Here is a 22919-nt window from a genome sequence, read left to right on the forward strand (position 1 = left end):
TCATCCTTTTACGTTTCGGCTGCTCACGCCGCCTTGGCGCCACGACTTGGCGATCTCTTCTCTCGCAACAGTCCGCATCCGCTCCTGCATATTTCGCTGGAACAGCTCTGTATCAAGCTCGTCGCCTTCCGACTTGCCCGACTCTTCGTCCGTAATGACCATGATCGGCATGGTGAGGCTCACCGTGGTCCCGCCGCTACCCCCGCGGCCAGTCATCGCAGCCATCCCAGGCCCACCACCAGCAGTCAGCGGCGTCACGCTACCGCCGTTTGCACCGGTCATCAGGTAGGACTTCCCCCCCTCGCTATAGAGTTCGGGACCAAGCTCATTCACCTGATACAGAGAGTTTGGATCGACCGGTCCGCCGGCAGCTCTGTAGCCAGAGAAGTCGACACCGGTATACCCAGCCGGAGTGGAGCCAGCAGAAGTCGGAGTTGAGCCACTTCCGGTGAAGTAGCTGGCTGTTGCACCCACCAAGCTACTCAATAGCGCCGAGCTAGCCTGGCGGGTAGCAATGCGAGCCATGTCAGCGAGTATCGACTTGGTGAAGTCCGCAAACGAGAGCTTCCCGGTCATGGCAAAGTTGACTACGGCATCCTCCATTGAGCTGAAGGCGTTGGTGAACAGGCTCTTGGTCTGCCCGGCAATGTCCCGCGCCGAATCCAGGTAGTTGGCCCAAGCCGATGTCGCCCCCTTGGTCCAATCACTCTGCGCCGCCTCGACGTCGGCATAGTTCTGCCGAATCTGGTCGGTGGCGGCCTTGTTTGCGTCAGCGAGAGCCTGCGACTTGCGCTTGAACTCCTCCTCCGACATGTTCCGCGAGGGGTCAGACTTCTGGTTGGCCAGTTCAAGCGACTGCTGAGCAAAGCGGTCTTGCTGACTGTTAAGTTCGCCGTTTAGAGCGTTCTGGCGGTCACCCTGGCCGACGCCGATGACCGCACGCCGGCCGCCCAACTCCAGTGCTCGTTGTTGCTGAGCCAGTGCCTGAACATAGGTTGTGATCGCTCGTTCTTGCTGAGCCAAGCGGCCAGTCTCGTTCGCCGCCAGAACATCCAACTGACTATCAGCATCCTTCTGCGCCTTGACCATGGCCGCACGCGCATCTGCGATCTTCTGGTCCAGCTGGATACGCTGCGCAGCCGATGTGCCGGCCTTCCCTTTTGTAGCCTCGAGCGCTGCAATCTCAGCTTCATACGCCGCCGAAACCTCGTCGCGCTCGTTGCCGATCATGGCCTGGCGCTTCAGCAGGTAATCGGCCTGAGAGACCAGGCCAGCCTTCTGGGCGGCGTCCAGTTCCTTCTGGGCATTCTTGTACTCGGCCAGGATGCCGGTGAGCGTATTCTTGGAGTCGTTGAAAGCAGTTAGGTCGACGGAGCCAGCGGCAGACTTTGGGTCCTTCTTCTGCTCGTCGATCGCCTTGCGCAACTGATCGTATGCACCGCCGAAAAACTTCTTCCCGTCAAACTGAACACCATCCAGCAGCGCCGACTTCTGTCCAGTCTTTTCCGAGTCCTGATAGAGCGTTTTGAACTGATCGTCGAGCTTCTTGTAGGCCTCCTGGCGCTTGGCCAACGGGTTCAAGTTATCCATTTGCTTGTCCAGTTCCTTCTGGACCGCAATCAGTTCTCTGTTCGTGTGAGTGTTCTCGCCTATCGTTGCAGTCAGTCCTTCACTGGCAGATTGCCGAGCTTTGAGCGCAGCGAGCTTGGCCTCCAATGCCGGCGTCGAGTCGTCATTCTCGCCGTCACCCAAACCCAAGAAGGAGTTGAGCGAACTGAGCCCGTTGGAAACAGCTCCCGCAACACCGCCACCTTTGCGCGTGTCCAGCACCCGCTGGGTAATCTCGATTTGCTTGGCAAGATCAGGAAAGACCTCCGACCGAATCGCCGAATAAGCCCCCTTGATAGCGACCTTGATGTCATCCCAGTCGCGCTCAATATCAGATAGCGATGCCCGGTAAGCTTTCAGCCGCTCCTGAGCCGATTGGTTCAGATTCTCGCTCAGCACATCCAGGGCGCGCTGATGATCGCCTTGATCATCGATCGCCTTGATCACTTGGTACTGCTCAAACGTCAGCAGGCCGTACTGGTCACTGATCTTTGAGGCGGCCTCTGTAGCGGTGTCGCCAGCGTTTGCCAACGACTTGGCAATATCACCTGCTCCTTTACCGGTGACCTCGCCGATCGCAGAGGCTGCCTGTGCCAGATTTTGCATCTGAGTACCGCTGGTAGCGGCGCCAGAGGCAAGAGCTATCACGGCTTCGCGAGCGCCAGACAAATTGCCAGTCAGCATGCCAGCCGATTCGCTCATCGCCTTAAGGCTGGATATCGTCTGACCAGCGTCATTCGATCCGCCATTGATTGCGCTGTTGAATTCCCGGGCCTGTTTCATCGCGTCGAAGAACGCGTAGCCCAGCCCGCCAATCACTCCGGCAAGCGCGCCAGCAGGCAGTAGCAATGCCGCCATGCTTTTCGCAGAAGCCCCCGCCCCGGCTCCCAGCTGTGCAATTGCTCTGGCCCCGCTTCCCCAGTCGCCCGAGGAAAGCGCATTACTCAGTTGCATGACGTTTTCTTGCGCTTGGCGCGTGCCGAGCTTCAGTTTGTCGAATGCACTGGTGGTTTCAGTAATCCCAGATCGGTCTTTGCCAATTGTTGCCAGTCTTTCAGCATAATCCTCGGCGTTGATTCCCCCGGCCTTATACAGATCGTTAAGCGCCTTTTCACGAGCCTCCAGCCTGGCCAGTTTTGCAACCATAGGGTCAATGCTGTTGACCGTGCGTTTCAGCGCTTCGATTCGACGATTTTCAGCCTCAACTAGCCGATTTTTCTGCGCCAACTCCCGAGCTTCGGCTTTCTCGATCTTGTCGAAGGACTTTCCGAGACGGTCTTGATAGGCCTCCTGCTGTTCAATGGTGACCAAGCCGCCCTTGCGGGCTCGCTCCAGCAGTCCCTCTGCCTGGATCAACTTCTCCATGCTATCGATGTTGCCGGTCATCGCCCTGTCGAGCTGGCTGATGATGGCGATTTCACTGGCGGCGCTTGTCCCGGCCTTCCGGCTGGCGTCAACCTGGCGCTCCTTGGCGCTGGTAGCTTTATCGATGCCCTGGGCGGCCTCCGCCTCCGCTTGGCTGATCTTCCTACCGGTGTTGGCCAGGCCTTCCCCCGCCTTACCAAGGTCGTCGACGGCCTTCTCTGCTCCTTCGGCCGCATCGACCAGTTTATCCAGGTCATTGGTAGCCTTGACCGCCTGCGACGACTCAACAGCAATGCCAAGCGATGCGAAGTTGGTGCTCATTTGTTGTCTCTCTGTTCCGCCATCACCTGCAGGGCCTCAGCTTCCATGTGCCGGATATCGCTGAAGATGCTTTGCCGTTCGCTGGCGGGCACACCACACATTCGAATGACGCTCGGAAGGACGGCATAGTCCAGGCCAGTAGCGCCGCACGCGCCCACGCGCCATTGGGTACTCATTGCCTCGAAGACGGTGAAGGCCGGCCAGTTATCTGGCCAGACCTCACAGTCCTGTCCGGAGAGATCGCCGACCAAGAAGCCAAAGGTCTTCAACTCTTCAGCCGAAGGACCTTGCGCGTACAGGGCACGTGCGGCGCTTAGGAGTTTCCCAAGCGGGATTGGTTGAAAGCCTCGGAATATGCAGCCAACACAGCGCTGGGTACCGAGACAATGGAGCTGACGAGGATGCGGATATTCTCGTCGTTCAACTCCTCCTCAAGCTCCCAGCCGACCACCACCGCCTTGACCTGATCCACCTGCAGATCGATCTGGGCCGCGGTAAACGACTTGAGGTCCATCTCCTCGACCTTCAAGCCAAGCGCCTTGTGGCGCTCTCCCCAATCGGCATACAGATCGGCGAGCGCGGTTCGGTCCAGGTACTTGAACTCGAACCCGACCTGCACTGGATCGCCGCCAACCTGAGGAACCATGACGGTCGCGTGAAAGGTCGGTTTCTGGATCAGCGTGAACTTGGCCATGGGTTAGATCACCGCAGTGAGGTAGCGAGTGGGCTCGGACTGCAACGCCAGGCTCACGGTACGAGTGAGCAGGTTGTTGCGGGACACGGCCGGCTGCTTGGAGAACGAGGTGTATGCCCCGTAGAACAGCGTGTCGTTACCTGGAAGGTTCAAGCGAGCGGCTTCGACCTGCTTCCCGGCATCGGCCTTCATCAGCACACCGTTGAAAGGCTGTGCAGGGTCATCAGCGATAGTCAGCACCATACTGGCCGCCGACTTGTCGGTGGGGATCTGCTTGCCCTGATCGTTCTCGAGGAACACCACATCCAGGTAGTTCTGCTCGCCGCCGGAGAAGGCCAGGTCAGTTACCTGCGGGATCTGTACCCAGGTCAGCACCTTCTTCAGGGTGCCCGCACCGTTGCCGGCCGGGAAGATCTGGGTATCAGCAGTGTCGATACCTTCCAGGGTGATGGCGGCTGCAGTAGCAGCCTTCACGCGCACGACCTTGTTATCCAACTTGCTCCAGCCGGAGGTGATCAGCACGATGTCACCGGCATCGAGATCAGCACCGACGACAGTAGCCACTGCCTCTGCGGCGTTGGAGATGGCGGTAAACGGCAGTGCAGCCTCATAGGTGGCTGCGTGCTGGAAAGTGCCGCCGTTAGGAATTTTGTATCCCATGGGTTTTTCCTCTTTGCAGAAATGACAAAACCCGCTCAATGGCGGGTTCTGGGTTTGCCCAATGGGCGAATTAGTTGGTGTCTGCGCGGTACTGGAACGACGCGGCGACTGTGTAGCTGCTGTCGTCCGGAATGCCTGGGCCTGGTTCGACCGGGGTCATGGTCACCACTTCGAAGCTGGCTCGCTGTAGCCGCAGGTAAATCGGGTACAACGCAGCGAGCTCTTCAGCGATTGACTCAGCAGCGCCGGCGCCGGAACCCGAAGGCGTCACGACGCTAACCTGGAACACGCCAGTGAACGCTCTGTGATCACCGCTGAGGGTGTTGCTGTCGGTGCCGGCCGGGATAGCAAAGGCCCGTAAGTAGGCTTCACCGTCCGCAGGCGTGAATTCGACGTTCTCATAGGCAATTCGCAGCGGTTTAAACCGTGCCGCAGCCCAATCTCTCAAGCGTTTCTCGTACAGCTGCCGGATGATCAAGTGGCTCATATTTGGTTGTTCCTGATGGCTTCGGCGACGATTTGCTGAAAGCGGGCCAGTGTCACTCGCACCATGCCGCCGGGCGCCTGCCTGGAGTGGCCGTACTCGAGCGGAATGCCGTACGGCAGGTTGTTCACTATGTAGGCCGTCTGCCCCGCCGTCAGTGACTGCACCTGCGCCCTAAGCACCGCGATGGTCACGCCGCCCGACGGATCAATCGCATCCAAGACGCCGTCGGCCGGGGTATCGATCGAGAACTGCCAGTTACCCCGGAAACGCCCGCCAACGTAATCCTTGCCCGCGACCAGACCGTTCACATTGAAGTTCTGGTCACGCTCGGCCTTGGTCAGGGGCTTGGCGTACCTCACGCCTCGGCGCAGCTTGCCCGACTTGGTGAAATTGCCTTCGTCCAGGTTGATCAGTGTGTTGCGGACCGCCACTTTGAAGTCGTAGTCATCAGCTGCGCGCGTGTTGACCTGCCGTTGAGCCACGTTTGCCGCCCAGATCTCCGGGTTGCCCACCGGTGACATGCGAATCACGCTGCTGCCGATCTCGATCACGATTTCGCGGATGGTGGCGTCTATACCTGCCTGGGCCTGCTCGGCGAACTGCCGAATGTTCTCGGCGAAGCTGCCGCTCTTGCTCACGAAATGCGAGGACATAATTTAGCTCCTCATTAATCATCACTCGTAAAAAAACCCGCTTGGAGGCGGGCTTTCGAATAGTTACGGTCATCGCAAAAATGAATGCGTGAGCTCAGTATTCACTCAAGGACTTCGCAGCCTCGAGGTCCTGGTCTACACATGCCTTCACCAAACTATAACCGTACTTACGCATCTGCTTCATGCAGCGTGCCACAGTCTTCTTATGCTCATCTGGGATTTCATTCAAGCCAGCTACTGCTTCAAGATCTTGATCAACACAGGCTTTCACCATTACTGATCCGTACTTATCCATCTGTGACTTGCAACGATCAATGATTTCCTTTTTGACATCTGTGTCTGCATGTGCAGCGACTGAAAAGAAAACAGCCGCACCAACAGCAAATACAATACCGCGCATATCCATATACTTTACTCATAGCAGGAAGATAAGGGCACAACGCTATTACGCCCTCAAATCTTTGTCCACCAATCAATACCAGCAATGCTAAAGGCACTTTTAACGCCTATGTCTTGCTAGCAACACCAGCGCGAATCTTAACGCTCGTACTCCTTCGAGTCGGATCATGACCTCAGCTGAAACTCGTACAGAATCGGCGTCCCGGCAGGGTTGATCTCTTTCAAAGGGGGAATGATCGTCCAAGCTTTCCCCTGTACCACCACTTTACTTAGCAGGCTGGGAGCCGGACCCAGGCCGGCGGCCGCGATCTTCAGCTTTTTGTCGCCGACCTTGATCAGCGTGTTGGTATGGAATTCTTGCCCGGTGAAGTCCAGGAGGATGCCTTGGGCTATGCGCTCAACCACAGAGTCAGGTGAGGTCGTGCTGGTATCCGGGTCGTACTCACCCTTGATGATGTCGCGGATGGTCACGGGTTGGCCGAACTCTGTGATCATATCCAGAGCCACCACGGCCATTTCTTGGTAGAAGGACATCATCAATCCTCATGAAAGGAAAACAGGCTTTGACCGACGACGAGAGAAGCTCATGCCTGCTAGACATTGCTCTGGAGTTATACGAGGCAACTTTGGAGAACAGGCCCGACAAACTGACGGTGAAGATCGAAATGCGCGACACCATTTCGCATGTACTCGCTGACACCGTCGCTTCTGGTATCGCCGAAGATCTTCAGGATGAATTTGCCCCCCACTGCATTCCTTTTGACGAAGAGAAGTATCTCAGCACGTGCGTATTAGCTCAGGTGGTAGCAGGCGGGAGGTCGGCGCTACTTAAGGCCTATAAGGTTCGGATACTTGAAGCTGATATGGGCGGTTACGCTCGAATAGCAAACAGTCCGCGTCGCTGCAAATAATCCGCAAATTGAGTCGCGCTCGGTCGATCCGGCGCCGCCGGTAACAGCCGATTACTGGTGCTCGGGATAGCCGCGTATTGCCGCGTCACAGCCCCCTCAACACGGTCCAGCAGTACCGCGCCTTTGCGTTTCTCCACCGGGTCGATGTCGTCCTGGTGGATCTCGGCGGCCAGGGCCATCTGGCCGTATTGAATCCGCGCTGGCAGGTAGTTGTTTGGCTTGATTTCATGATCCAATAACACTTCCCGGCGCGGCCAGGACAAGGCCTGCTCGCTGCTGGTCTTGCGTCCTTTCCAGGTCATGCCATCCATCGCCAAGGCGGCCCGGCGAAGCAATGCTTCCTGTACAGGTACCTCAGCGGGAATGGCAACGCCGAACTTCACGGCATACATGGCCAGATCCGCGGCACTCGCATAGCTTTCTGCCTCAGGTTTGCCGGTGCCGTCCTCGATGATGAGTGTCATGCGTCAACTCGCTGGAATGGTTTGAAGATTGGCCGCCGGATCTCCAGCAGCCACCAGTATCACGCCTTGGGCAGATCAGCGACGATCTTCTCCAAGGATTCTTTCGAGGCATTCGCACGGTACTGAACCTTCGCCTCATCGAGCTTCGCTTTCAGCGCGGCAATTTCACTTGCGTCATCAGCCAGCGGATCAGCGGCCTTCTTCAGCGCTTCGACCTCACCGCGCAGTGCATCGACGGTCGAGAGCAGCCCGTCGCGCTCGGTGGTCAGTTCGCCAACCGAAGCATGGATGGTGCCGAGCACATCAAACAAGCGCAACGCCAGCTCGCCAGACTCGGGTCGATGAATCTCGCCAGCGTCCAGGCCGTCAACCAAGATCTGGATCGATCCATGTTCATCACGCAAAAGGGCGATGACTTGTTCCAGATCGGCCTGATTGGCGGCGCCAACAATCTGCACCCGCTTAGCCTCCTTCACCGACACGTCGATGCCGAGCGCTTCATACGCGTCGACCACACTCGGCCAATCGCCAATCACCAGCACGCTGGTCACACCCGCTTCGGGCTTATCGAAGTGTTCTGGGTTGCGGTAACGCTTCTCCGGGTCGAAGCCGTCAAGCTGGTTGCTGTAAGTCAGTTCCATAGGGTTCTCCAAGGCGGCCATAACTGGCCGCGCGCTGAGTTGAGGCTTAACCGCCAGAGGCAGGAGGCGTTGCAGTCAGCTTGATCATCACGCCGGCGGTGACCTTGTTGCTGCCAGCGTGCTTGACCCAGTTGGCTGCAGAACCAACTGCAGCCAGGGTCGGGTTGGAGCCGCCAGTGGTGGCTTTCCAGCTGTAACCCAGCACATCGATGTTCACAGTGCCTTCAGCGCGGTAGCCGATGCTCAGGTTTTCTTCGTCGTTCACATCGTAGGAACGGAAGCCTGGGGCTTGGGACTCAGTGATAGTCACCGCGTTTGGCAGCAGGCCGAAGATCACGTCGGCCGGAGCCGTGTCGGTCACCAGTACCGGCTTGCCCAGGGTGCCAGGCAGGCCGCCGTAGATCACAACGCCCGCTTCTTCGTAGATCTTGTTGGTGATGGCTTCATCGACAATGTCGAAGTAGGCACTGGAGTGCATGACCCACAGAGCGATCCGGCCGAACTTGTCGCCGAACTTGCGCATGCCACGGGTCAGCGTCTTTTTGCCATCGGTTTCGATGTTGGCAGAGACCACCATTTCAGCGTTGGAGCCGATCGCGGCGCGCAAACCAGCAGTGGCGTACTGGATGAAGCCTTCCAGCGTCGCGTCGGCCACATCAGCACCGACGATCTGGGAGAACTCCTCGACCGGACGACCGCGACGCTTGAACGCCTCTTCGGTGGTCTGGTACGGGCCGTACTTCCAGGGAGCCTTGACGCCGACAGCTTCGCCGGCGCTGATCTTCTTTGCGGTTACCTTGCCGTCAGAGTTGACGTCGCGGTGCTCCAGCGAGCCATTGAGCTTGTACAAAGCACGCTTGCGGAAATCACCTTCGATCAGCTCGTTGTCGAGCACCATCGCGCCATTGGAGGATGCGTTGAACACATCGAGGTTGTCCTGGACACGCTCCAGGTATGCGGTTTGCGCCTCATCGTTGTAGATGATCAGGTCGCTGTTTACGGTTGTAGCCATGGGTCAATCCCCTTACTTGGGCAATTGCAGATATGCGGTTTGGCCGTGCTTGCGCTGGAAGTCGCGCTTTTGCTCGGAGGTCATTTCGGAGCGCTTGAATGCAGCCTTGCCGCTACCCCCGCCCGGGGCAAATGTTCCTGAAGCCCTTGGCCACAGATGGGGTGCGCTTTCGCGCAGAGATTCCGCCCACTCGAGAGGAGTCAGAGGGGTCTTGCCGTCTTTGCCGAGAATGACCTGACCGGATTCATCAACAGCGACTGCATCGCCATCTTCGTTAAGGGTAAACACGCCTTTGGCGCGCAGGATGATGTCGTCGGTTGCTTCAGGGAGCGCACCGGCTTTCAGTGCGGCGCCACGTACTGAATCGCCCAGGACTTTGCCCTGGAACTTTGCAGCGAAGGACTCAGCCTTCTCGGCGCGTTCGCTGACGGTCTTCAGCTGCTTGTCGTAATCACCACGCAGGCGCTCGGTGCGGCGGTTGAAGACTTCGTCCACCTTGCCCTCTGTCAGCAGCTTGGTTTCTTCGTCCTGGCCCGCGCGACTGAGCAGACCTTTCACGGCATCGATGTCGATGCCTTCAAACTGGGTTTCGAACTGGGTCAGTTTGCCGGTGGTTTCCTTTAGCTTGCCCAGCAGCTCCGAGTTCTTGGTTTTCAAGCCCGAAACGGATGCTTCAACGGCAGTCGCGATAGCGGCCTTGATTGCCGGGTTTTCCAGATCGATTTCGTTTTCTTCTGCCACTGTGATGCCCCCCTTGGGTATGTTTTGCCCGCTTTGCAGGCATAAAAAAACCCGCCGAAGCGGGTTGATAGGTTGTAAGTCCTCAGTACCTGAGCATCTTCAAGCTACACAATCCCTCATCGCCGGTGACGGATTGGTAAATCTGATCAGTGAGAAATAGAAGATCTGATCTGGCCTGAGCGACCTGCGAGAGCGAGCGATTGGGATCAGATATGCCGATGGAGTACTTACGGACTTCTTTCTTTAGCCATCCTTGCGTGAGGATGCTATTCAGGACCAAATTTATAGCCTCGGAGTGTTCGAAGTGTCTATTTTTACGATAAGACCTGATCCAAGAGATTGCCCTTTTACGAATAGCAAGACGCTCCGCCACATCACCAGACCAACTTGGGTAAAACACAACAACCAGTAGTTGAGACAGCTCGTTCCTTTCATTTTCAGGTATGAAACTCAACACCTTGCACGTCCTTTCGCTGTAGTGATTTCGGTGGACTATACGCCAGCTTGCTCGAACGCCAACGGCTCCAGACTTTTCATCTGAGCCAGAGTTAGCGGCGCAAGGTTTCGATCAAGCTGCAGCTCCGCGAAACGCTCTACGGTCAGGCCGCCCTCACGGAAAAGCTTGGCCCTCTTTGGACCAATCGCTGCATCCTGAAACGCTGCTGGTTGCTGCTGTAGCCAGCGGTAGTAGTTGAGGCTGGCGTTAACCTGCCCTGCCCCATCAGCGCCCACCGCAGCACGCGTCGCGCTCTTGGCGAATATCTCGCTGAGCTTGGTCAGCAGGATGAACGTGGTTCGGCAGTTCGGGTGGAACGGCGGCCTGGGACCAGAGTCGACCGGGAACCGCCGCTTATCCATCGACCGGCAGGTCTGACTGGTCTTGCTGTCCAGTGTGGCGACCATCTCAATCTCGGACACGATGTCCGTATTGGCCTTGGCCACCTCCATCCGTGCCTGGGACGACACATGCTGAATAGCGGTGTGCACGACCGTACTGGCGTTGCGGCTGGTGGTCGCGAGGATCCCATCTTTGTAGCCGGCAGCCTTGGTGCCTCGGATATTGCGGATAATCTGGAAGTTGGTCTGTCCTTCGAAGAAACCCTGCCTGATTGTGCCAGTGACGCGTTCGCGCTCAGCAACAGTCCAGCCCTTGATGAAGGCCTTCAGCAGCTTTCCGCCGCCGGTACCACGCACGCTGAGCGGATTCGTCAGCACCGCTGTGCGTATTGCAGCCGCTGTGGGGGCCACAACATCGAGCGACACACCAACTGGCGCCGACCTGGCCAGACTGGTCGCTTCGAACTCAGCCTCGTAGTTGGCGATATCCACCAGGTCGAGATTCAATTGCGCGCTGTAGCGATCGAAGATGCCCAGCAACAGACTGTCTACCTCCTTCAGCAGCGCCTCCAGCCGCTTCGTGCTGTACTCGCTCAGGTCCGACTGGGTGAGCCTGTCTCGGATCGAGCGATCAATCTCCTTGAGGAAGGGAGCGAACTTGCCCACCTCCCCCGACTTCAGCTTTTCGAGGAAGACAGCGTGCCGGATCGTGGCGTCAAGGATTGCTTGGTTTGCCGCCATTTGGTGTTACCTCGTCATCCAGGCCCAGGCCGTCGCCTTGCTCTTCCAGCTCGCCGTCGATCTGTTGGTCGGTGCGCTCTGGCGCAATCAGCCCAAGCTTACGCAGGTAGGCCCGAAGATCCGCTTTCGCGAAGCCGCCGTTCTGCCACAAGCCAACCAAGGCCGTGATCATCTGCGGGTCAGCGGTGAGCTCGACGAACTCTTGGTTGACCTGGTAGGCGACCTTCTTGTCGGCGATGCCCATGTAGGCGCAGCACCACATGATTGCCCGGGTGTATGCCTCGCTGACGTTCGCCACGCAGCCAGCCAGGATCGATGTCGATGCCGATTGATCGCCGCGCGACTCAGTAGCGGTCTTGGTGGCAAGTGAAGCAACCACCATCCTCGCTCCCAGTTCGATCATCATCTGGTTCTTGTCAGCCATGGCCTCTTTGACCAGGGTGTTCGGTAGTGGCTGCGCATAGGCGAAGGCACCGCCGGCAGGAAGCAGCATTGGCGCCCGGGAACCGACGTAAATGCCGTTTTTCTCCATGTGGTCACGCCATTGCTCATCGAGCCCAGAGATATAGGGCTGAGCTTGCCCACACCAGAAAACGCTGTCCTCATAGTCAGCACTGTTCCGGTAGTGGCCCAGGTTGATCATGGCGATGTCGTAGAGAGGCGACTCGTCGATGCTCGGGTCGTTGTTCTGGGCGCCGACGAAGGTGAACGGGATCTCTTTGAGACGCCCCGTCACGCCTTCAGGCCTGAATTCTTCGGTGACCGCCAGCGGTCCTCCATTTTCGGGCCCGGACTTGCGCCAGACCCGGCAGACAAAGCCATCATCTTCTAGTGCTAGTTCCCGGTACTGCTCAGCCGTCTTGTAGCCGAATCCGTCGGGTATTTCCGGCGACTCGCGCAACACCACAAGCGTCAGCACACTGTGGCCATTCACCATCCCGGTGCGCCAGTTGATGATGTCCTCGGCGCAGTACGACAGGATCACCGAGTGTCCGCCGATACCGTCGTCCTGGTGATAGTCGACGTACAAACCGTGGCGGCCAGCTTCAAGCACCTTCTCAAGCGTGCCCTGTGAGTGCTGATAGATGCTCACCCCGGAACCGTTGGCGTTGTCCTGCAGGTACTCCAGCTTCTTCGATACCGTCAGTGTCGGGTCTTTGTGGAAGGCCAGACCCAGCAAGCCGTTACGGGTGTGGCCGGTGGCGTTCTTGAACACCGCCCGCTCACGGTAAGCCCGGTTCCGGTCTTCGTTCTCCGGCGACTTATCGTGTGCGTTGATGTACGGCAGCCGATCGACAACGCGATGCTGGCCCGCGCAGACGTCGCGAACGGTCGCCCAGCGGTCCAGCACTGCCGTGTATTCCGCCCGCTTGAAGGAGACGTCGTTGCTCATCGGGCGTATCCCATTTTTATAGAGGTGACGATCGCTTTGATCGGATAACGCTTGGCGATGAAGTAGCCGGCCGCGTCGTTCATATGGTCGTGACCCTTTTTCGGATCTTTGTCCGGCTCGCCCTTGTCGGTGTAGGTCTGTCGCTCCAGGCACAAGGTGAGCTGAGGGCACTGGTCGATGTTGACCTTCAGTCGTCGCTCACCGTAGGCATTCAGGAACATGGCGTTCACCGAGTTCACGCGGTCCTTCACGCCAGGGTTTGTGGAGTCGACGATCACCGTGAATTTTGCTTTCTTCAGCAGCGACAAGTCGGATTCGCTCGCGTTTTTGCTGCTGGTGTTCTGCCCGCTGGCGTCGGGATAGACCGCCACCGAGTGCCCAGGAAACCGTGCCTGGATCTTCTCGATCATCTCAGGCGTGTCCCGAACACCGTGAAACTCATCCAGAGCCATCGGCAGATCGTTACGCACGACATAGACCACTGCCGCCATCTTCATGACGTTGAAGTCCATGCCTATATGCAGAGCCTCGCCTGGCTTTATCCGCTCGCTGGTTCGGCATTCGTCACGATTGAATGTGTAGTAAACGACACCGGCGTAGTTCTCGAAGCCAGCCTCATACTCTTGCCGGAAGGTGCGCGGGTCCATCTTCCTGCGAGCGGCCTCCAGTTCTTCAGGAGGAACGTTGCCGCCCTGCAATGACATGTACTGCCAGCTCTTGTGGTCAGGCTCACCACCTGGCTTGCCGTCCAGATACGTGTCATAGCAGTGATTGAAGCCTTTCGGTGTGCCAATACGCAGCGCGTGGCCACCCTTTCGCACCCCGACATCCGGAATCGTGTACTGACAGGTCGAAAGCATAGGCCGCAGTACCTCTTCCCACGCGGCCCAGGGGCAGTCCGCCCATTCATCCACCAGGACGAAGAACAGACCAGAGCCCCGCAGGTTGTCGTAGTTGTCGAGACCCACCACGCGCATAACGTGGCCAGACTTGAGAGTGATCGAGCATTCCGTCTCGTTTGGACGGTGTGCGCGCCATGCCTCGGGAATGGCTTGCTTTAGGCGTCGCCAGAACACGCGCTTAGCTTGCTTGAAGGTCGGCGCGCCGTACCAGATCTCATCCTCAACGCTTACGCCCCACTCAGCAGCCAGCCTGGCAGCGCGGCGCATCTCGGCTTTGCCCAAGAATGTCTTGCCGAACCGGCGACCACACACCGCATCGCGGAAGCGAGCCTCAGGCTGGAAACCCCAGCAATAAATGTTCGCCTGCTTGGGCGTCAGCTTTACCGGTGGGTCAAAGGTACGGGGTAGCGGGGACATTCTCATCAGGCTCCAAGGTGTACTCAGCAACGGCGTGCTGCTGGTCCGCTTGCGAGCCCAGAGGTTTCTCAGGTTCAAGGCGACGATTCACGTAAACGTCGCCCACCTCTTTGGCGGCCTGCTCGTACAACTGAGCGGTCAGCGCCAGGTTGCGCATACTCTCGGCCTTCTCAGCCATTCGCCCTAGGCCACGAAGCCGGTAGGCGCGGTTGGCGATGGGTATCTCTGCGGTCTCTTCGCGGAATCGCTTGCGAGTGTCGTGGAACAGGGTCTGCCACTTGGCTGCCAAGTTCACTCCGGCGCGCTTGGTGGGGTCGTGCTGCTCCACCTGCTGGCGGGTTACATCAACATCGAATTCTTGTTTCACCGCTTGTGAGACTTGCGTCGGAGTGTCGAAACACGCCAAAGCCTGAACGATGAACGCTTTCACATCGTTTTTCAGGACTGCCATAGATTGGATTCCGTCTCATGCCTGTCTCATATCAGGCCGACTTGAGCAGACAGGTTCCGCAGGCCCTCGCAATGTTCAATTTCCCCACTTCAGCAGGACTGTTTGCAGCATCCACCAACGCTTGAACGTCAGGGCTCGCACCATAGCGGCGGACCACGCCGACGAACTCCTCTACATCGTGTCCACGCATCTCAAGCTTGGGAGCGCCTTCCTTGGTGAAGGCTGGCTGGCCGTACTTATCCATGGCGTGTGCGATGTGATAAAGCTCATGCTCTACCAGGGCGCAGAAGTCGGTGTCGCTGCACTCGGCGCAGTAATCGGCGGCCAGGGTGATGATGAAGGCCGGTACGTCGCCGAACCAATCACGCATCTGCTGTTCCATACGGGCTTTCTGCCAACCGCCGGCGCGGAACGCTACCTGCTCGGCTTGGCCCAGGACTGTGCGGCCCTGCCTCTCGAAGCTCGACGACGCCCACATAACCTGGATGCCTGCATCCAGTAGGTGGGCATGGTCTGGGTTGTGAATGCTGCCGGTGTCGGCAAGGATCTCCACCTGTAGCCACTCCCATACATCGGGGGCCGGGATCAAGCGGACGCTGAAGTCAGATAGATCGGACACCACAAGCAACGTCTCAGATGGCATCGGTCTGACCATAGGTAACATAACCCTAAATATGAGCCATATATTGAACCAAGTTAGAGTCAATCACATAAAGAATACAAAACTCAAGACCGCGAAGGGATAAGACACTGTACCTTCGTCATCTACGGAAGCCGTTCTCTATACGGATAACATCTGGCATCAGGTACAAGAAGTTGCCTCGCAGGCTTAAGGAGAACCTACAAATTGAGGATTTGTTTCTTTAAAAATAGCGTCGCATGATTCTTTTAGAGATGCAGGGATATTTTTCACCTCATAAGTCTTATAAGCATCCAAACACAAATAATAACCGTCATTGACTCCCGTGACTTTGTCCGAAATATATTTCACTGCCTCTGCAACAGTGGTTAGACTGGTGGGATCAAGCTGTGTCGACGGCGCTACCGTAGTGGTCGCGCTTCCAGCAGTACTTACCAAGGCAGAGCGAGCCGCATCTAAGCCCTTCTTTAGAGAGTCAATGGACGCCTTCATACGGATTCCCTCGGGACTTTTTTTGCCTTCATCGTCCATTTTATTGTAGTCAGTTTCTGAGGTATTAATCTGGGCAGTCAGATCCATTACTTCTTTAGCTTGGTTAGCGGTGCTGGATCCGCTCAGTGCAACGTTTGGCCCTCTTACCACACCAGTTAGCTGTTCAATCGCCATGATCGCAACAGTATTTCGCTGATTGCGAGTCAGGAGCATTTGATATGCAGACGCATTAATTGCACCGTTGGCGTACGCTTGGCAGATACTGAAAAGCTGGTCACGCAGCAACTGTATCGATTGAGTTCGTAAACCTATGTTTGCAGCAGACTCTTGAAAAGCGATTGACAGCGCAGCAACATCCGCTTTCTCCGCAGTGGCGGACCCAGCAAGAGTCTTCAGCGCGTCAGGGCTAGGTTCCGGACAAACGACACGTAGGCCGCCGTTTTTGCTTCCGTCAGCCTTATATGTAGGCAGTTCCACGACAGTCACTACACGGTCCTCCGCCTGGAGAGTTCTAGTCGCCAAGTAAGGCGCACACCCTGCAGTCGCGAGAACTGAGCTTATCAGCGTAGCAATCTGGAGTACATTCATGGCGATTCCCTTCGGCTAGATTACCGTCTGAATTACCGGCAACCAAAAGCATAGCCAACAATTATGGCATCACAACATCACAATAGTGCGGGAGATAGAGAGGCTTTTGCACTGACCGTCTATTGTGCTCCCATCTCCGTTGGTAGAAACATGACTTACTGAGTTCCGAACTTTGTCACGTCCTATTTCCCTTACTCTTATCACACGCTGGGCAGTGCTCGCAGTTCAGCGTCCGGCAGAGCCAGACCTTCACCCGCCGCCAGTACGTGACCACGACCTTGCGCATTCGAAAGTGTGGCTTGGACTAATCAGTCTTGCGGCTTGGAAGCTTGAAGTCCGTCACACGGTCGGCAATGGTCCGGATCTTCTCGACACCCAGGAAGCCAACCCAGCCACCCACAAAGGTGGCCATACTCTGAGGCAGCGAGAAGAACTCAAGACCACTAATGATCGTCAGGGACAGGCCACCACAGATTGCACCCTCTACGATCATTTGGCGTCGAGTGCCGCCACCGTAGGTAATTCGAAGCACTGCCATCGCACAGGACAACGCAGCCGCATAGAGGATTGGCGAATGCTGGCTCAACCACGCAAGCGCAATCGCCCAGGTGTCTGGTTTGTCTGGCATGTTTGGCATCTCGGTTCCTCCCCGTCAGGGAGTTAGGAATGTTGCAGGCCGTGACCTACAGATTTGAATCAGCCCCAGCAGCACTCCCGGCTTGGAGCGATGGGTGTGGTGGAACCGAAAACGAAAAGGCCCTCGACGAAAGCCGAGGGCTCATGATTACCTTCTGATGAGCTGGGTCGATGTTCAAATCTGCGACCACAACTATCCTTATCGACATGGCCGCACTAAACGGATCGCCGCATCTATTTTAGGTTACAGCAGGTCATATGTGATCCACACATATCCGGAAGGATTTGGACTGACCCACAATCCATGACCCGCCGGAATTTCAATTGGATACTGCAGATAACTCGCAGTCTGCTCCAATCGAGCGATAACCGGTTTGGTTGTGTCATATGGATACATAGGTGCCGCGGTTCCGGTTTGTACGGAACCACCGCCAGAGCCACTGAAAACGCCTGTTCTGATCACCACACCATTCACGTTATCAACGGGATTAATGATCTGAGTGACTCGAGAAAAATAGTCAGACTTGAAGTGCGTGCCAATTTTTACTGGTTCCATTTTTTCACCTTTTGAGTCGAATGATTGGTCGCGGAGAATTCCGCTTTCATGTCGCTCAAAGGCGATAAATTGAAGCTCTTGGCTTTCTCGAATGGCGGGCTGCAGAAGCAACCCCACCGGGACCTTGAAGGCAATATGCAAAAGCCCCGCATTATCGCGGGGCTCCATGTGGTTTCTTAGAACACGTTGTCCCAGGTGTAACTACCGGTTTTCCACTTGTGGTCCGGATAGAAAACACGAGGCGGCTTGATTGTCGGGGTGTACCCGAAACGAGCCCAGATCGGGCGCTCGGTTACGATCGAGAAGCTACCATTCGCCTGCAGGCGGATAGTTGCACCAGGATGACCACCAGTGCCGCTCTGCCACACTGGGACATTGTTTGCTGCGTAGATGACCAGGTTACCGTCGGCCTGCATCACGCACTTCGCGGCGCCTTTGTTCTGGGTGTAAGTCGCCCAAACAACGCTGAAGTTCGGACCGTAAACCACCAGGTTGCCATCACCTTGGAATACAAGGGAGTGGTCACCGGCGCTATAGAGCTGACCCGGAACCAGCTCGGTATTACCGCCGATAATCATTGCGGCCCCCACTCCTGGAGTGAACGGACGGCCGTTAGGTGCATACCAGTGAGGGATGGTGTCGACAGTTACGATGTTCCCGTCATCCTGAACCTGGGTGAACGCGCGCAGCGATGCATCTTCACGGGAGCCCATAGTGGGATCGCTCGGGGTAGTCGACCAAATACGACCGCGCAATGGGTCATCCAGGACGAAGCCATAGTTCATGAAGACCATCATGGGGTCTTTTTTGTTGCCCTTGCTCACATTCGTGAAGGGAGTGTTCTGGTCGGCGACCCATACCGCTTGGGCGCCGTCATAGAGCGCAAGGTTGCCATCAGCCTGAAAAATCAGCTTGAAGCGCTTGCTGGGAGACTGCAGATACTGATTCGGCGCCATATAGTAGCGAGCCGGCAGTATAGAAGAGCCATTGTCGGTAAAGTCGTATCGAATCCAAGCCATATTGTCACCTATTGAGTCGAATGATTGGTCGCGGAGAATTCCGCTTTCATGTCGCTCAAAGGCGATTGCTCGAGGCTCGAGGCCTTCACATGATTCAACGTCCCGCATCGGGAACATTTGATCTGGAGCTCTGTGAACTCACCTACACGGGCGAGTAATCTTCTGCATTTGCCACATCTGCATTCTTTTAACATCTGCAAGTCCATTTGTTTTTCTGCTAGGCTCCGTACCGCTCGCGCGAGCAGTGAGGGCCTTGGCCGGCTTGCAGGCTAGCTCTGCGATCTGGCGACTTCGTTGGGTGTTCGCGCACTTTCTGAAGTCGCCCTCTCTTTACCGCGCCCATGAAAAAGCCCCGAACTTGTCGGGGCTTTTTGCTTTCTGGCGGGTATCTCTTCTACCGCATATCGTCGGATAGCGGCGTTTCTTCATCCGCCTCTGGCGTCGTCCTTTCACCTGGATCCCTCCAATCGTCCGGACGATCTTCTGTTGGATTCTTCAAAGGATCGTACTTATTGGGATCTTCAGGATCGAGCGTTGGCTCGTCCGAACCAGGTTCAGGGCTGGATGGGATAGAACTCTGGGTTTGATCTTGAAAACTCGTATTGGTAGACATAGCCACCTCACCATTAAGGCCAAGACTGTCTGGGCCGTATGAGTTGGAAGCTTGCCGGCGAGCCGCGTGCATTCGAGTCGATGAACGGGCAATAAAAAACCCGACTCACGGGCCGGGCTTTCAATTTTTCAAAGAGAGTTGCCGAAGGCAAAACTCTAACAGTGGGAAAATATTGCCACCAGCCGCACGGGAAGTCAAGCAGCCTCTTTCATCTTATAAATTACTGCAGCTACAGGACTCAGTGCACGTCGATCAATATCCTCACAGCACTCGAAAATCAATTGGATTACACCTCCCCAATCGCGCTCCCAGTTGCACGACTCAAGACGAATTTCGTACACCTGCCAAAGCCAAGTTCGGAATTTCTCCGCGTTCGCTAATGGGTCTTCACTAGAAGATTGGCCGCCCTGGTGCATGTGCCGGTACCGACGCATTACGCCTTTCACCACGAACTCAAGCTTCTCCCGTTTGATCGCAGTCATCCGCGGCGACTTACTCTGCACCATCAGGAATACCACCTCCTCCGCTGCCTCCCGGACATCGTCGTCCTGGTCGGCTGCGTACATGTAGTCGCCGAACACACGTATCTGAGGATGCAGCCTCGCAATAGCCGACTGGATATGTCCTGCCAGTGCGCCATGTACGGCGTGATTGGCTGAGGGGCCTCGTTCTGTCTTCTGAACCACTACCCCAAGTATCTCTGTGTCAGATGTCTGGCCGGGGGCCGGGTTATAACCGCAGTCATGCCATGCCTGGCGCGCCGAGTTGATCTTCATGCTGCTGCATCCTTTCTGAGTTCTCTGGTTTTTGCTCGGTATTCAGCCTTGATGGCCTTGATCTCATCGACGGTGTATTTGCGTGCCTCATGTGGCCCTTCAAGCCAAGCCAACTTCTCGGCGCCGATGCGTAGCACCAGGCGAATGCGGTACTCCACGGCGTTGCCGGACAGATTTCGATTGCACTTCACGCACTGCCGATGGATGTTCAGCGGTTCGAAGCGCAGCTCCGGGCAGGCGCCGACGGAACGGTAGTGCCCGGCGTCCCAACGGCTCCCGGTCATGAGGTCGCTGTCATTCGGCGTCGAATCACAGCTGATGCACGGCAGGTGCGCGTCACGCAGGCGCACGTACTCATTCACGGCCGCCTGGGCCTCGCGCAAGTGATCCGCCCTACTCTTCAGCATTTCCTTGCGGACCTTGATCTCGCGCCGACCTACATCCGCCAAGGCCTTGCCCGCTCTTGCCTGACCTTTCTCCGACTTTCCATGGGCGATGGCGCACTCGATCTCGCCGCACACCGCCTGCGAGCTTCTGGAGGGTGTAAACATCACTCGGCAGGATGGGCAGCGCTTTCGGCGTGCGCCGCCGGACTTGAGCGGTGTTTTGCGCTGCAGTGGGGTGCGCTTCATGCGGCCTCCTTAAATGCTTCGAACTCGGCCATTTCGGTCAGGCGCTCTTCGGTGAGCGTTGGCCAGTCATGCAGCACCAGGTACGCGCAGCACTGGCGCCAGAAGTCTTGGAATGTCTCCTCTCCCATCGAGTCGTAGGAAAGGCTTCGGGGTATCTTGCGTGTGAGCTGGCCGAGCCCGGGGATATCGAACAGTTCCTCGTCGCAGTACACGCCCGACTCCAATTGCAGCGCCTTGATTGCGTCGTGAGATTGCTTTCCAGAGAACCGATCGATGTTCTGGCTCAGAACCCGGCCAAGGCCGTGAACCAGACCGTTAAAGCGTGGGTTGCGCGGCTGCTTGAGGTCGGCGCGGATCTTCGTGTTGATCCGAAACTCCCGTTCTCGAAGGAGCGAGCGGTCAGCGTCGGAGCAAGGCACAAACGCGGCAACCTCTTTGCCAGTGGCCGGATCGACCAGGCGGCGCAGCACGAGGTAAACGGGCATCGGGCGGGGTTTGGCTGGCTTGGTCATTGCGCCGCCCTCTTCTCTTCCAATTCCTGGGTCTGCTTGATCAGAAGCGCCCGGCGATCCGCCAATTCGTTGGCCGCTTTTATCCGGATTTCGTCTTGTTGTTCGGCCGCAGCCCTCCGTATCTCAAGCATTGAATTCCTCACCAGTTCAAGCTTGTTACGAAGCGCCGGAGCGGGCTGGGTAACGGCACCGGTGAGCAGCCCAGCTATTGCCCGCCCGTCCTCGGAGACAGGCTCAACACTCAGGTCTGCCAGGTACTTCTTGCCGTGCTCGCTCGGGATACGTTTCAGCTCAATCGCCTTGGTTACGGCCTGAATACGACGATTGGCGTCGAATCCCACGGAGACGTGCCAGTTGACAGCCTTGGCGTCATCTCGGGCCTGACCGACAAACCGCTCGTAAGCGCTGATGAACGCCATTCGGGCACCGACTTTGTCGCCGGCATCGAGGACAGGCTTCGCGGCGGCCAGGGCCAGCTGGATCTCGTCGGTCAGCACCACGGTTTCGAATTCGTCGTTGGTGGTCATCGCGATGGCCCAGGCCTCGTCCTTCCCTGGACGGCCGTCGGAGGTCTGGACACGCTGCAGGATGTCGGCCATGGCCAGCTTGCCCTTCACCTCGAAGCGGCAGGCTTTCAGGGCGGCTTTGACGACGGGCACCGAGTAAGCGCAGAGGTCTTCAGCCATCATCGCGGCGGTACCAGGGTTCATTTCCTGGCCCATGGCTTCGGCGGTTGCGCAAATGGCAGCGGCCAGGCCAGCGACCTGCTGGTCGTTCATTTCAGAGGTATTCATTGCGGTCACCTGCTTGGCGTTTGGCCAGAACCATCTGGGCGGCCTGCTCCGCTGCGGACTGGTTCGCCTCGGTCCGTTCCATCTGGCGGGCGGTTGTGCCGTTGATGCGCTGCCCAGTCACCCACTGGGTGTGGTAGCTCTCGGCATTGGCAAGCAGCTCGTTGAGGCTGTGGCACTTGCGCAGAACAGCGGCATCGCTGGTTTTGAGGAAGTGGGCTGCGACGTGGTGGGCGACATCGGCGCCAAGGCGGTCGACCAATTGGCCGAGTTGGCCGCCGACTTTGGCATTCCACACCGGCCAAGTGCTGTAGCGCTTGCGGTAGGCCATCGCGTAGTTCGCCCAGGCCTTGAAGGTTTTGCAGGCCTGGTCTTTGGGGCCCGGCATATCGGCGGGGATCTCGACCCGTGGAGTGTCGGTGCGATCAACCACCAGCACCAAGCCGCGGGACTGAGCCGGCTTGCCGGTGGCGTCCTGCAAATCCTGATTGGTTTCCTGATTGGTACCCTGATGATTGGTATCCTGATTTGTCGGAGATTTTTCCGACCCTTGCTCGGATTTTTTTCCGACCTTGCTCGGAGATTTTTCCGAGGTAGATCGGATTTTTTTCCGACCCTTATTGTTTGGAGGGGTCGGATATTTCTCCGACCCATCAAGCTTCTGGTTCCACTCGATAGCCTTCACGGTAAGGCGAAAAAGCGTAATGTTAGAAGTGCTGGAAAGCTCAATCAAACCGGCCTCTTCAAGGGCCTTCAGCATGCGATAGGCCGTGTCCGGCTTATCAGTGAGCAGCGGCAGTTCCTCAATGATCTTGGCCTTGCTCAGCGCGAAGAAGATCCCGTCATCAGTCTTGATTGGCTTGGTCCAGCTCGGGCAGCCGTAGACGAAGGCGAACAGCAGGGCCTGCTGAGAATTCAGCCCCCACTCCAGCGCTTTTACCTGGTTAATCGTGACGGTGTATTGCAT

29 protein-coding genes are annotated in these 22919 nt (G+C 57.1%); 1 reads left to right on the forward strand and 28 read right to left on the reverse strand.

Features of this window, described 5'->3' with window-relative positions; translation table 11 throughout:
- From JFU57_RS24800 to JFU57_RS24835, 8 genes are all read right to left on the reverse strand, one after another.
- Complete coding sequence (locus JFU57_RS24800; protein WP_201131089.1) at positions 1-3294, reverse strand: phage tail tape measure protein; 3294 nt, start codon at positions 3292-3294, stop codon at positions 1-3.
- Positions 3291-3563 carry a DUF1799 domain-containing protein gene (locus JFU57_RS24805; RefSeq protein WP_020300105.1) on the reverse strand — a complete coding sequence of 91 codons (273 nt, stop codon included), beginning with the start codon at positions 3561-3563 and terminating at the stop codon, positions 3291-3293. Before JFU57_RS24805 ends, JFU57_RS24800 begins: the two co-directional genes overlap by 4 nt.
- Before the next feature lie 44 nt (positions 3564-3607).
- Positions 3608-3988 carry a phage tail assembly chaperone gene (locus tag JFU57_RS24810; protein WP_201131090.1) on the reverse strand — a complete coding sequence of 127 codons (381 nt, stop codon included), beginning with the start codon at positions 3986-3988 and terminating at the stop codon, positions 3608-3610.
- 3 nt (positions 3989-3991) lie between these two features.
- Positions 3992-4648, reverse strand: coding sequence for a phage tail protein (locus JFU57_RS24815; protein ID WP_201131091.1), 657 nt, complete (start codon positions 4646-4648; stop codon positions 3992-3994).
- Positions 4649-4718: 70 nt separating this feature from the next.
- Complete coding sequence (locus tag JFU57_RS24820) at positions 4719-5135, reverse strand: phage tail terminator-like protein (RefSeq protein WP_201131092.1); 417 nt, start codon at positions 5133-5135, stop codon at positions 4719-4721.
- Positions 5132-5788 (reverse strand): hypothetical protein, encoded by a 657-nt coding sequence (locus tag JFU57_RS24825; RefSeq protein WP_201131093.1) that lies wholly within the window; start codon positions 5786-5788, stop codon positions 5132-5134. Before JFU57_RS24825 ends, JFU57_RS24820 begins: the two co-directional genes overlap by 4 nt.
- A 94-nt stretch (positions 5789-5882) precedes the next feature.
- Entirely contained in the window at positions 5883-6194 is a 312-nt protein-coding gene (locus JFU57_RS24830; RefSeq protein ID WP_201131094.1) for a hypothetical protein, read from the reverse strand.
- 158 nt (positions 6195-6352) lie between these two features.
- Positions 6353-6721 (reverse strand): hypothetical protein, encoded by a 369-nt coding sequence (locus JFU57_RS24835; RefSeq protein WP_201131095.1) that lies wholly within the window; start codon positions 6719-6721, stop codon positions 6353-6355.
- 29 nt (positions 6722-6750) lie between these two features.
- On the opposite strand from JFU57_RS24835, the gene JFU57_RS24840 reads away from it, so the two are divergent.
- Positions 6751-7098, forward strand: a complete 348-nt coding sequence (locus JFU57_RS24840; RefSeq protein WP_201131096.1) for a hypothetical protein — start codon at positions 6751-6753, stop codon at positions 7096-7098.
- On the opposite strand, the gene JFU57_RS24845 is transcribed toward JFU57_RS24840, so the two are convergent.
- The 20 genes from JFU57_RS24845 to JFU57_RS24940 form a co-directional block, all read right to left on the reverse strand.
- Positions 7059-7562, reverse strand: coding sequence for a DnaT-like ssDNA-binding protein (locus JFU57_RS24845; protein WP_201131097.1), 504 nt, complete (start codon positions 7560-7562; stop codon positions 7059-7061). The two genes, JFU57_RS24840 and JFU57_RS24845, sit on opposite strands and share 40 nt — an antisense overlap.
- Before the next feature lie 59 nt (positions 7563-7621).
- Complete coding sequence (locus tag JFU57_RS24850; protein WP_201131098.1) at positions 7622-8203, reverse strand: hypothetical protein; 582 nt, start codon at positions 8201-8203, stop codon at positions 7622-7624.
- Between the two features lie 46 nt (positions 8204-8249).
- Complete coding sequence (locus JFU57_RS24855; RefSeq protein WP_201131099.1) at positions 8250-9215, reverse strand: major capsid protein; 966 nt, start codon at positions 9213-9215, stop codon at positions 8250-8252.
- A 12-nt stretch (positions 9216-9227) separates the two neighbouring features.
- Positions 9228-9956 (reverse strand): hypothetical protein, encoded by a 729-nt coding sequence (locus JFU57_RS24860; RefSeq protein WP_201131100.1) that lies wholly within the window; start codon positions 9954-9956, stop codon positions 9228-9230.
- Between the two features lie 492 nt (positions 9957-10448).
- Positions 10449-11534 carry a minor capsid protein gene (locus JFU57_RS24865; protein ID WP_201131101.1) on the reverse strand — a complete coding sequence of 362 codons (1086 nt, stop codon included), beginning with the start codon at positions 11532-11534 and terminating at the stop codon, positions 10449-10451.
- Positions 11509-12927 carry a DUF4055 domain-containing protein gene (locus tag JFU57_RS24870; RefSeq protein ID WP_201131102.1) on the reverse strand — a complete coding sequence of 473 codons (1419 nt, stop codon included), beginning with the start codon at positions 12925-12927 and terminating at the stop codon, positions 11509-11511. The genes JFU57_RS24865 and JFU57_RS24870 overlap by 26 nt, the downstream gene beginning before the upstream one ends.
- Complete coding sequence (locus JFU57_RS24875) at positions 12924-14246, reverse strand: phage terminase large subunit family protein (protein WP_201131103.1); 1323 nt, start codon at positions 14244-14246, stop codon at positions 12924-12926. Before JFU57_RS24875 ends, JFU57_RS24870 begins: the two co-directional genes overlap by 4 nt.
- Positions 14221-14697, reverse strand: coding sequence for a DUF2280 domain-containing protein (locus JFU57_RS24880; RefSeq protein WP_201131104.1), 477 nt, complete (start codon positions 14695-14697; stop codon positions 14221-14223). Before JFU57_RS24880 ends, JFU57_RS24875 begins: the two co-directional genes overlap by 26 nt.
- Positions 14698-14728: 31 nt before the next feature.
- Complete coding sequence (locus JFU57_RS24885) at positions 14729-15352, reverse strand: putative metallopeptidase (protein ID WP_201131105.1); 624 nt, start codon at positions 15350-15352, stop codon at positions 14729-14731.
- 174 nt (positions 15353-15526) lie between these two features.
- The gene (locus JFU57_RS24890; RefSeq protein WP_201131106.1) at positions 15527-16315 is read right to left on the reverse strand and encodes a hypothetical protein; all 789 of its coding nucleotides are present in this window, start codon (positions 16313-16315) and stop codon (positions 15527-15529) included.
- A 406-nt stretch (positions 16316-16721) separates the two neighbouring features.
- Positions 16722-17054 carry a phage holin, lambda family gene (locus JFU57_RS24895; RefSeq protein WP_201131107.1) on the reverse strand — a complete coding sequence of 111 codons (333 nt, stop codon included), beginning with the start codon at positions 17052-17054 and terminating at the stop codon, positions 16722-16724.
- A 243-nt stretch (positions 17055-17297) separates the two neighbouring features.
- Positions 17298-17777 carry a hypothetical protein gene (locus JFU57_RS24900; protein WP_201131108.1) on the reverse strand — a complete coding sequence of 160 codons (480 nt, stop codon included), beginning with the start codon at positions 17775-17777 and terminating at the stop codon, positions 17298-17300.
- A gap of 8 nt (positions 17778-17785) precedes the next feature.
- Positions 17786-18628 (reverse strand): putidacin L1 family lectin-like bacteriocin, encoded by an 843-nt coding sequence (locus JFU57_RS24905; RefSeq protein ID WP_201131109.1) that lies wholly within the window; start codon positions 18626-18628, stop codon positions 17786-17788.
- A gap of 8 nt (positions 18629-18636) precedes the next feature.
- Positions 18637-18822: a Com family DNA-binding transcriptional regulator gene (locus tag JFU57_RS24910; RefSeq protein WP_201132194.1), complete on the reverse strand. Its 186-nt coding sequence runs from the start codon at positions 18820-18822 to the stop codon at positions 18637-18639.
- A 200-nt stretch (positions 18823-19022) separates the two neighbouring features.
- Entirely contained in the window at positions 19023-19241 is a 219-nt protein-coding gene (locus tag JFU57_RS24915; protein ID WP_201131110.1) for a hypothetical protein, read from the reverse strand.
- A gap of 194 nt (positions 19242-19435) precedes the next feature.
- The gene (locus JFU57_RS24920) at positions 19436-20017 is read right to left on the reverse strand and encodes a hypothetical protein (RefSeq protein ID WP_201131111.1); all 582 of its coding nucleotides are present in this window, start codon (positions 20015-20017) and stop codon (positions 19436-19438) included.
- Complete coding sequence (locus JFU57_RS24925) at positions 20014-20649, reverse strand: recombination protein NinG (protein WP_201131112.1); 636 nt, start codon at positions 20647-20649, stop codon at positions 20014-20016. The genes JFU57_RS24920 and JFU57_RS24925 overlap by 4 nt, the downstream gene beginning before the upstream one ends.
- Complete coding sequence (locus tag JFU57_RS24930) at positions 20646-21161, reverse strand: hypothetical protein (RefSeq protein WP_201131113.1); 516 nt, start codon at positions 21159-21161, stop codon at positions 20646-20648. The genes JFU57_RS24925 and JFU57_RS24930 overlap by 4 nt, the downstream gene beginning before the upstream one ends.
- Positions 21158-21955: a hypothetical protein gene (locus JFU57_RS24935; protein WP_201131114.1), complete on the reverse strand. Its 798-nt coding sequence runs from the start codon at positions 21953-21955 to the stop codon at positions 21158-21160. The genes JFU57_RS24930 and JFU57_RS24935 overlap by 4 nt, the downstream gene beginning before the upstream one ends.
- The gene (locus tag JFU57_RS24940; RefSeq protein ID WP_201131115.1) at positions 21942-22919 is read right to left on the reverse strand and encodes a phage replication protein; all 978 of its coding nucleotides are present in this window, start codon (positions 22917-22919) and stop codon (positions 21942-21944) included. Before JFU57_RS24940 ends, JFU57_RS24935 begins: the two co-directional genes overlap by 14 nt.

It is taken from the genome of Pseudomonas sp. TH07 (genome assembly GCF_016651285.1).
Lineage (GTDB): Bacteria > Pseudomonadota > Gammaproteobacteria > Pseudomonadales > Pseudomonadaceae > Aquipseudomonas.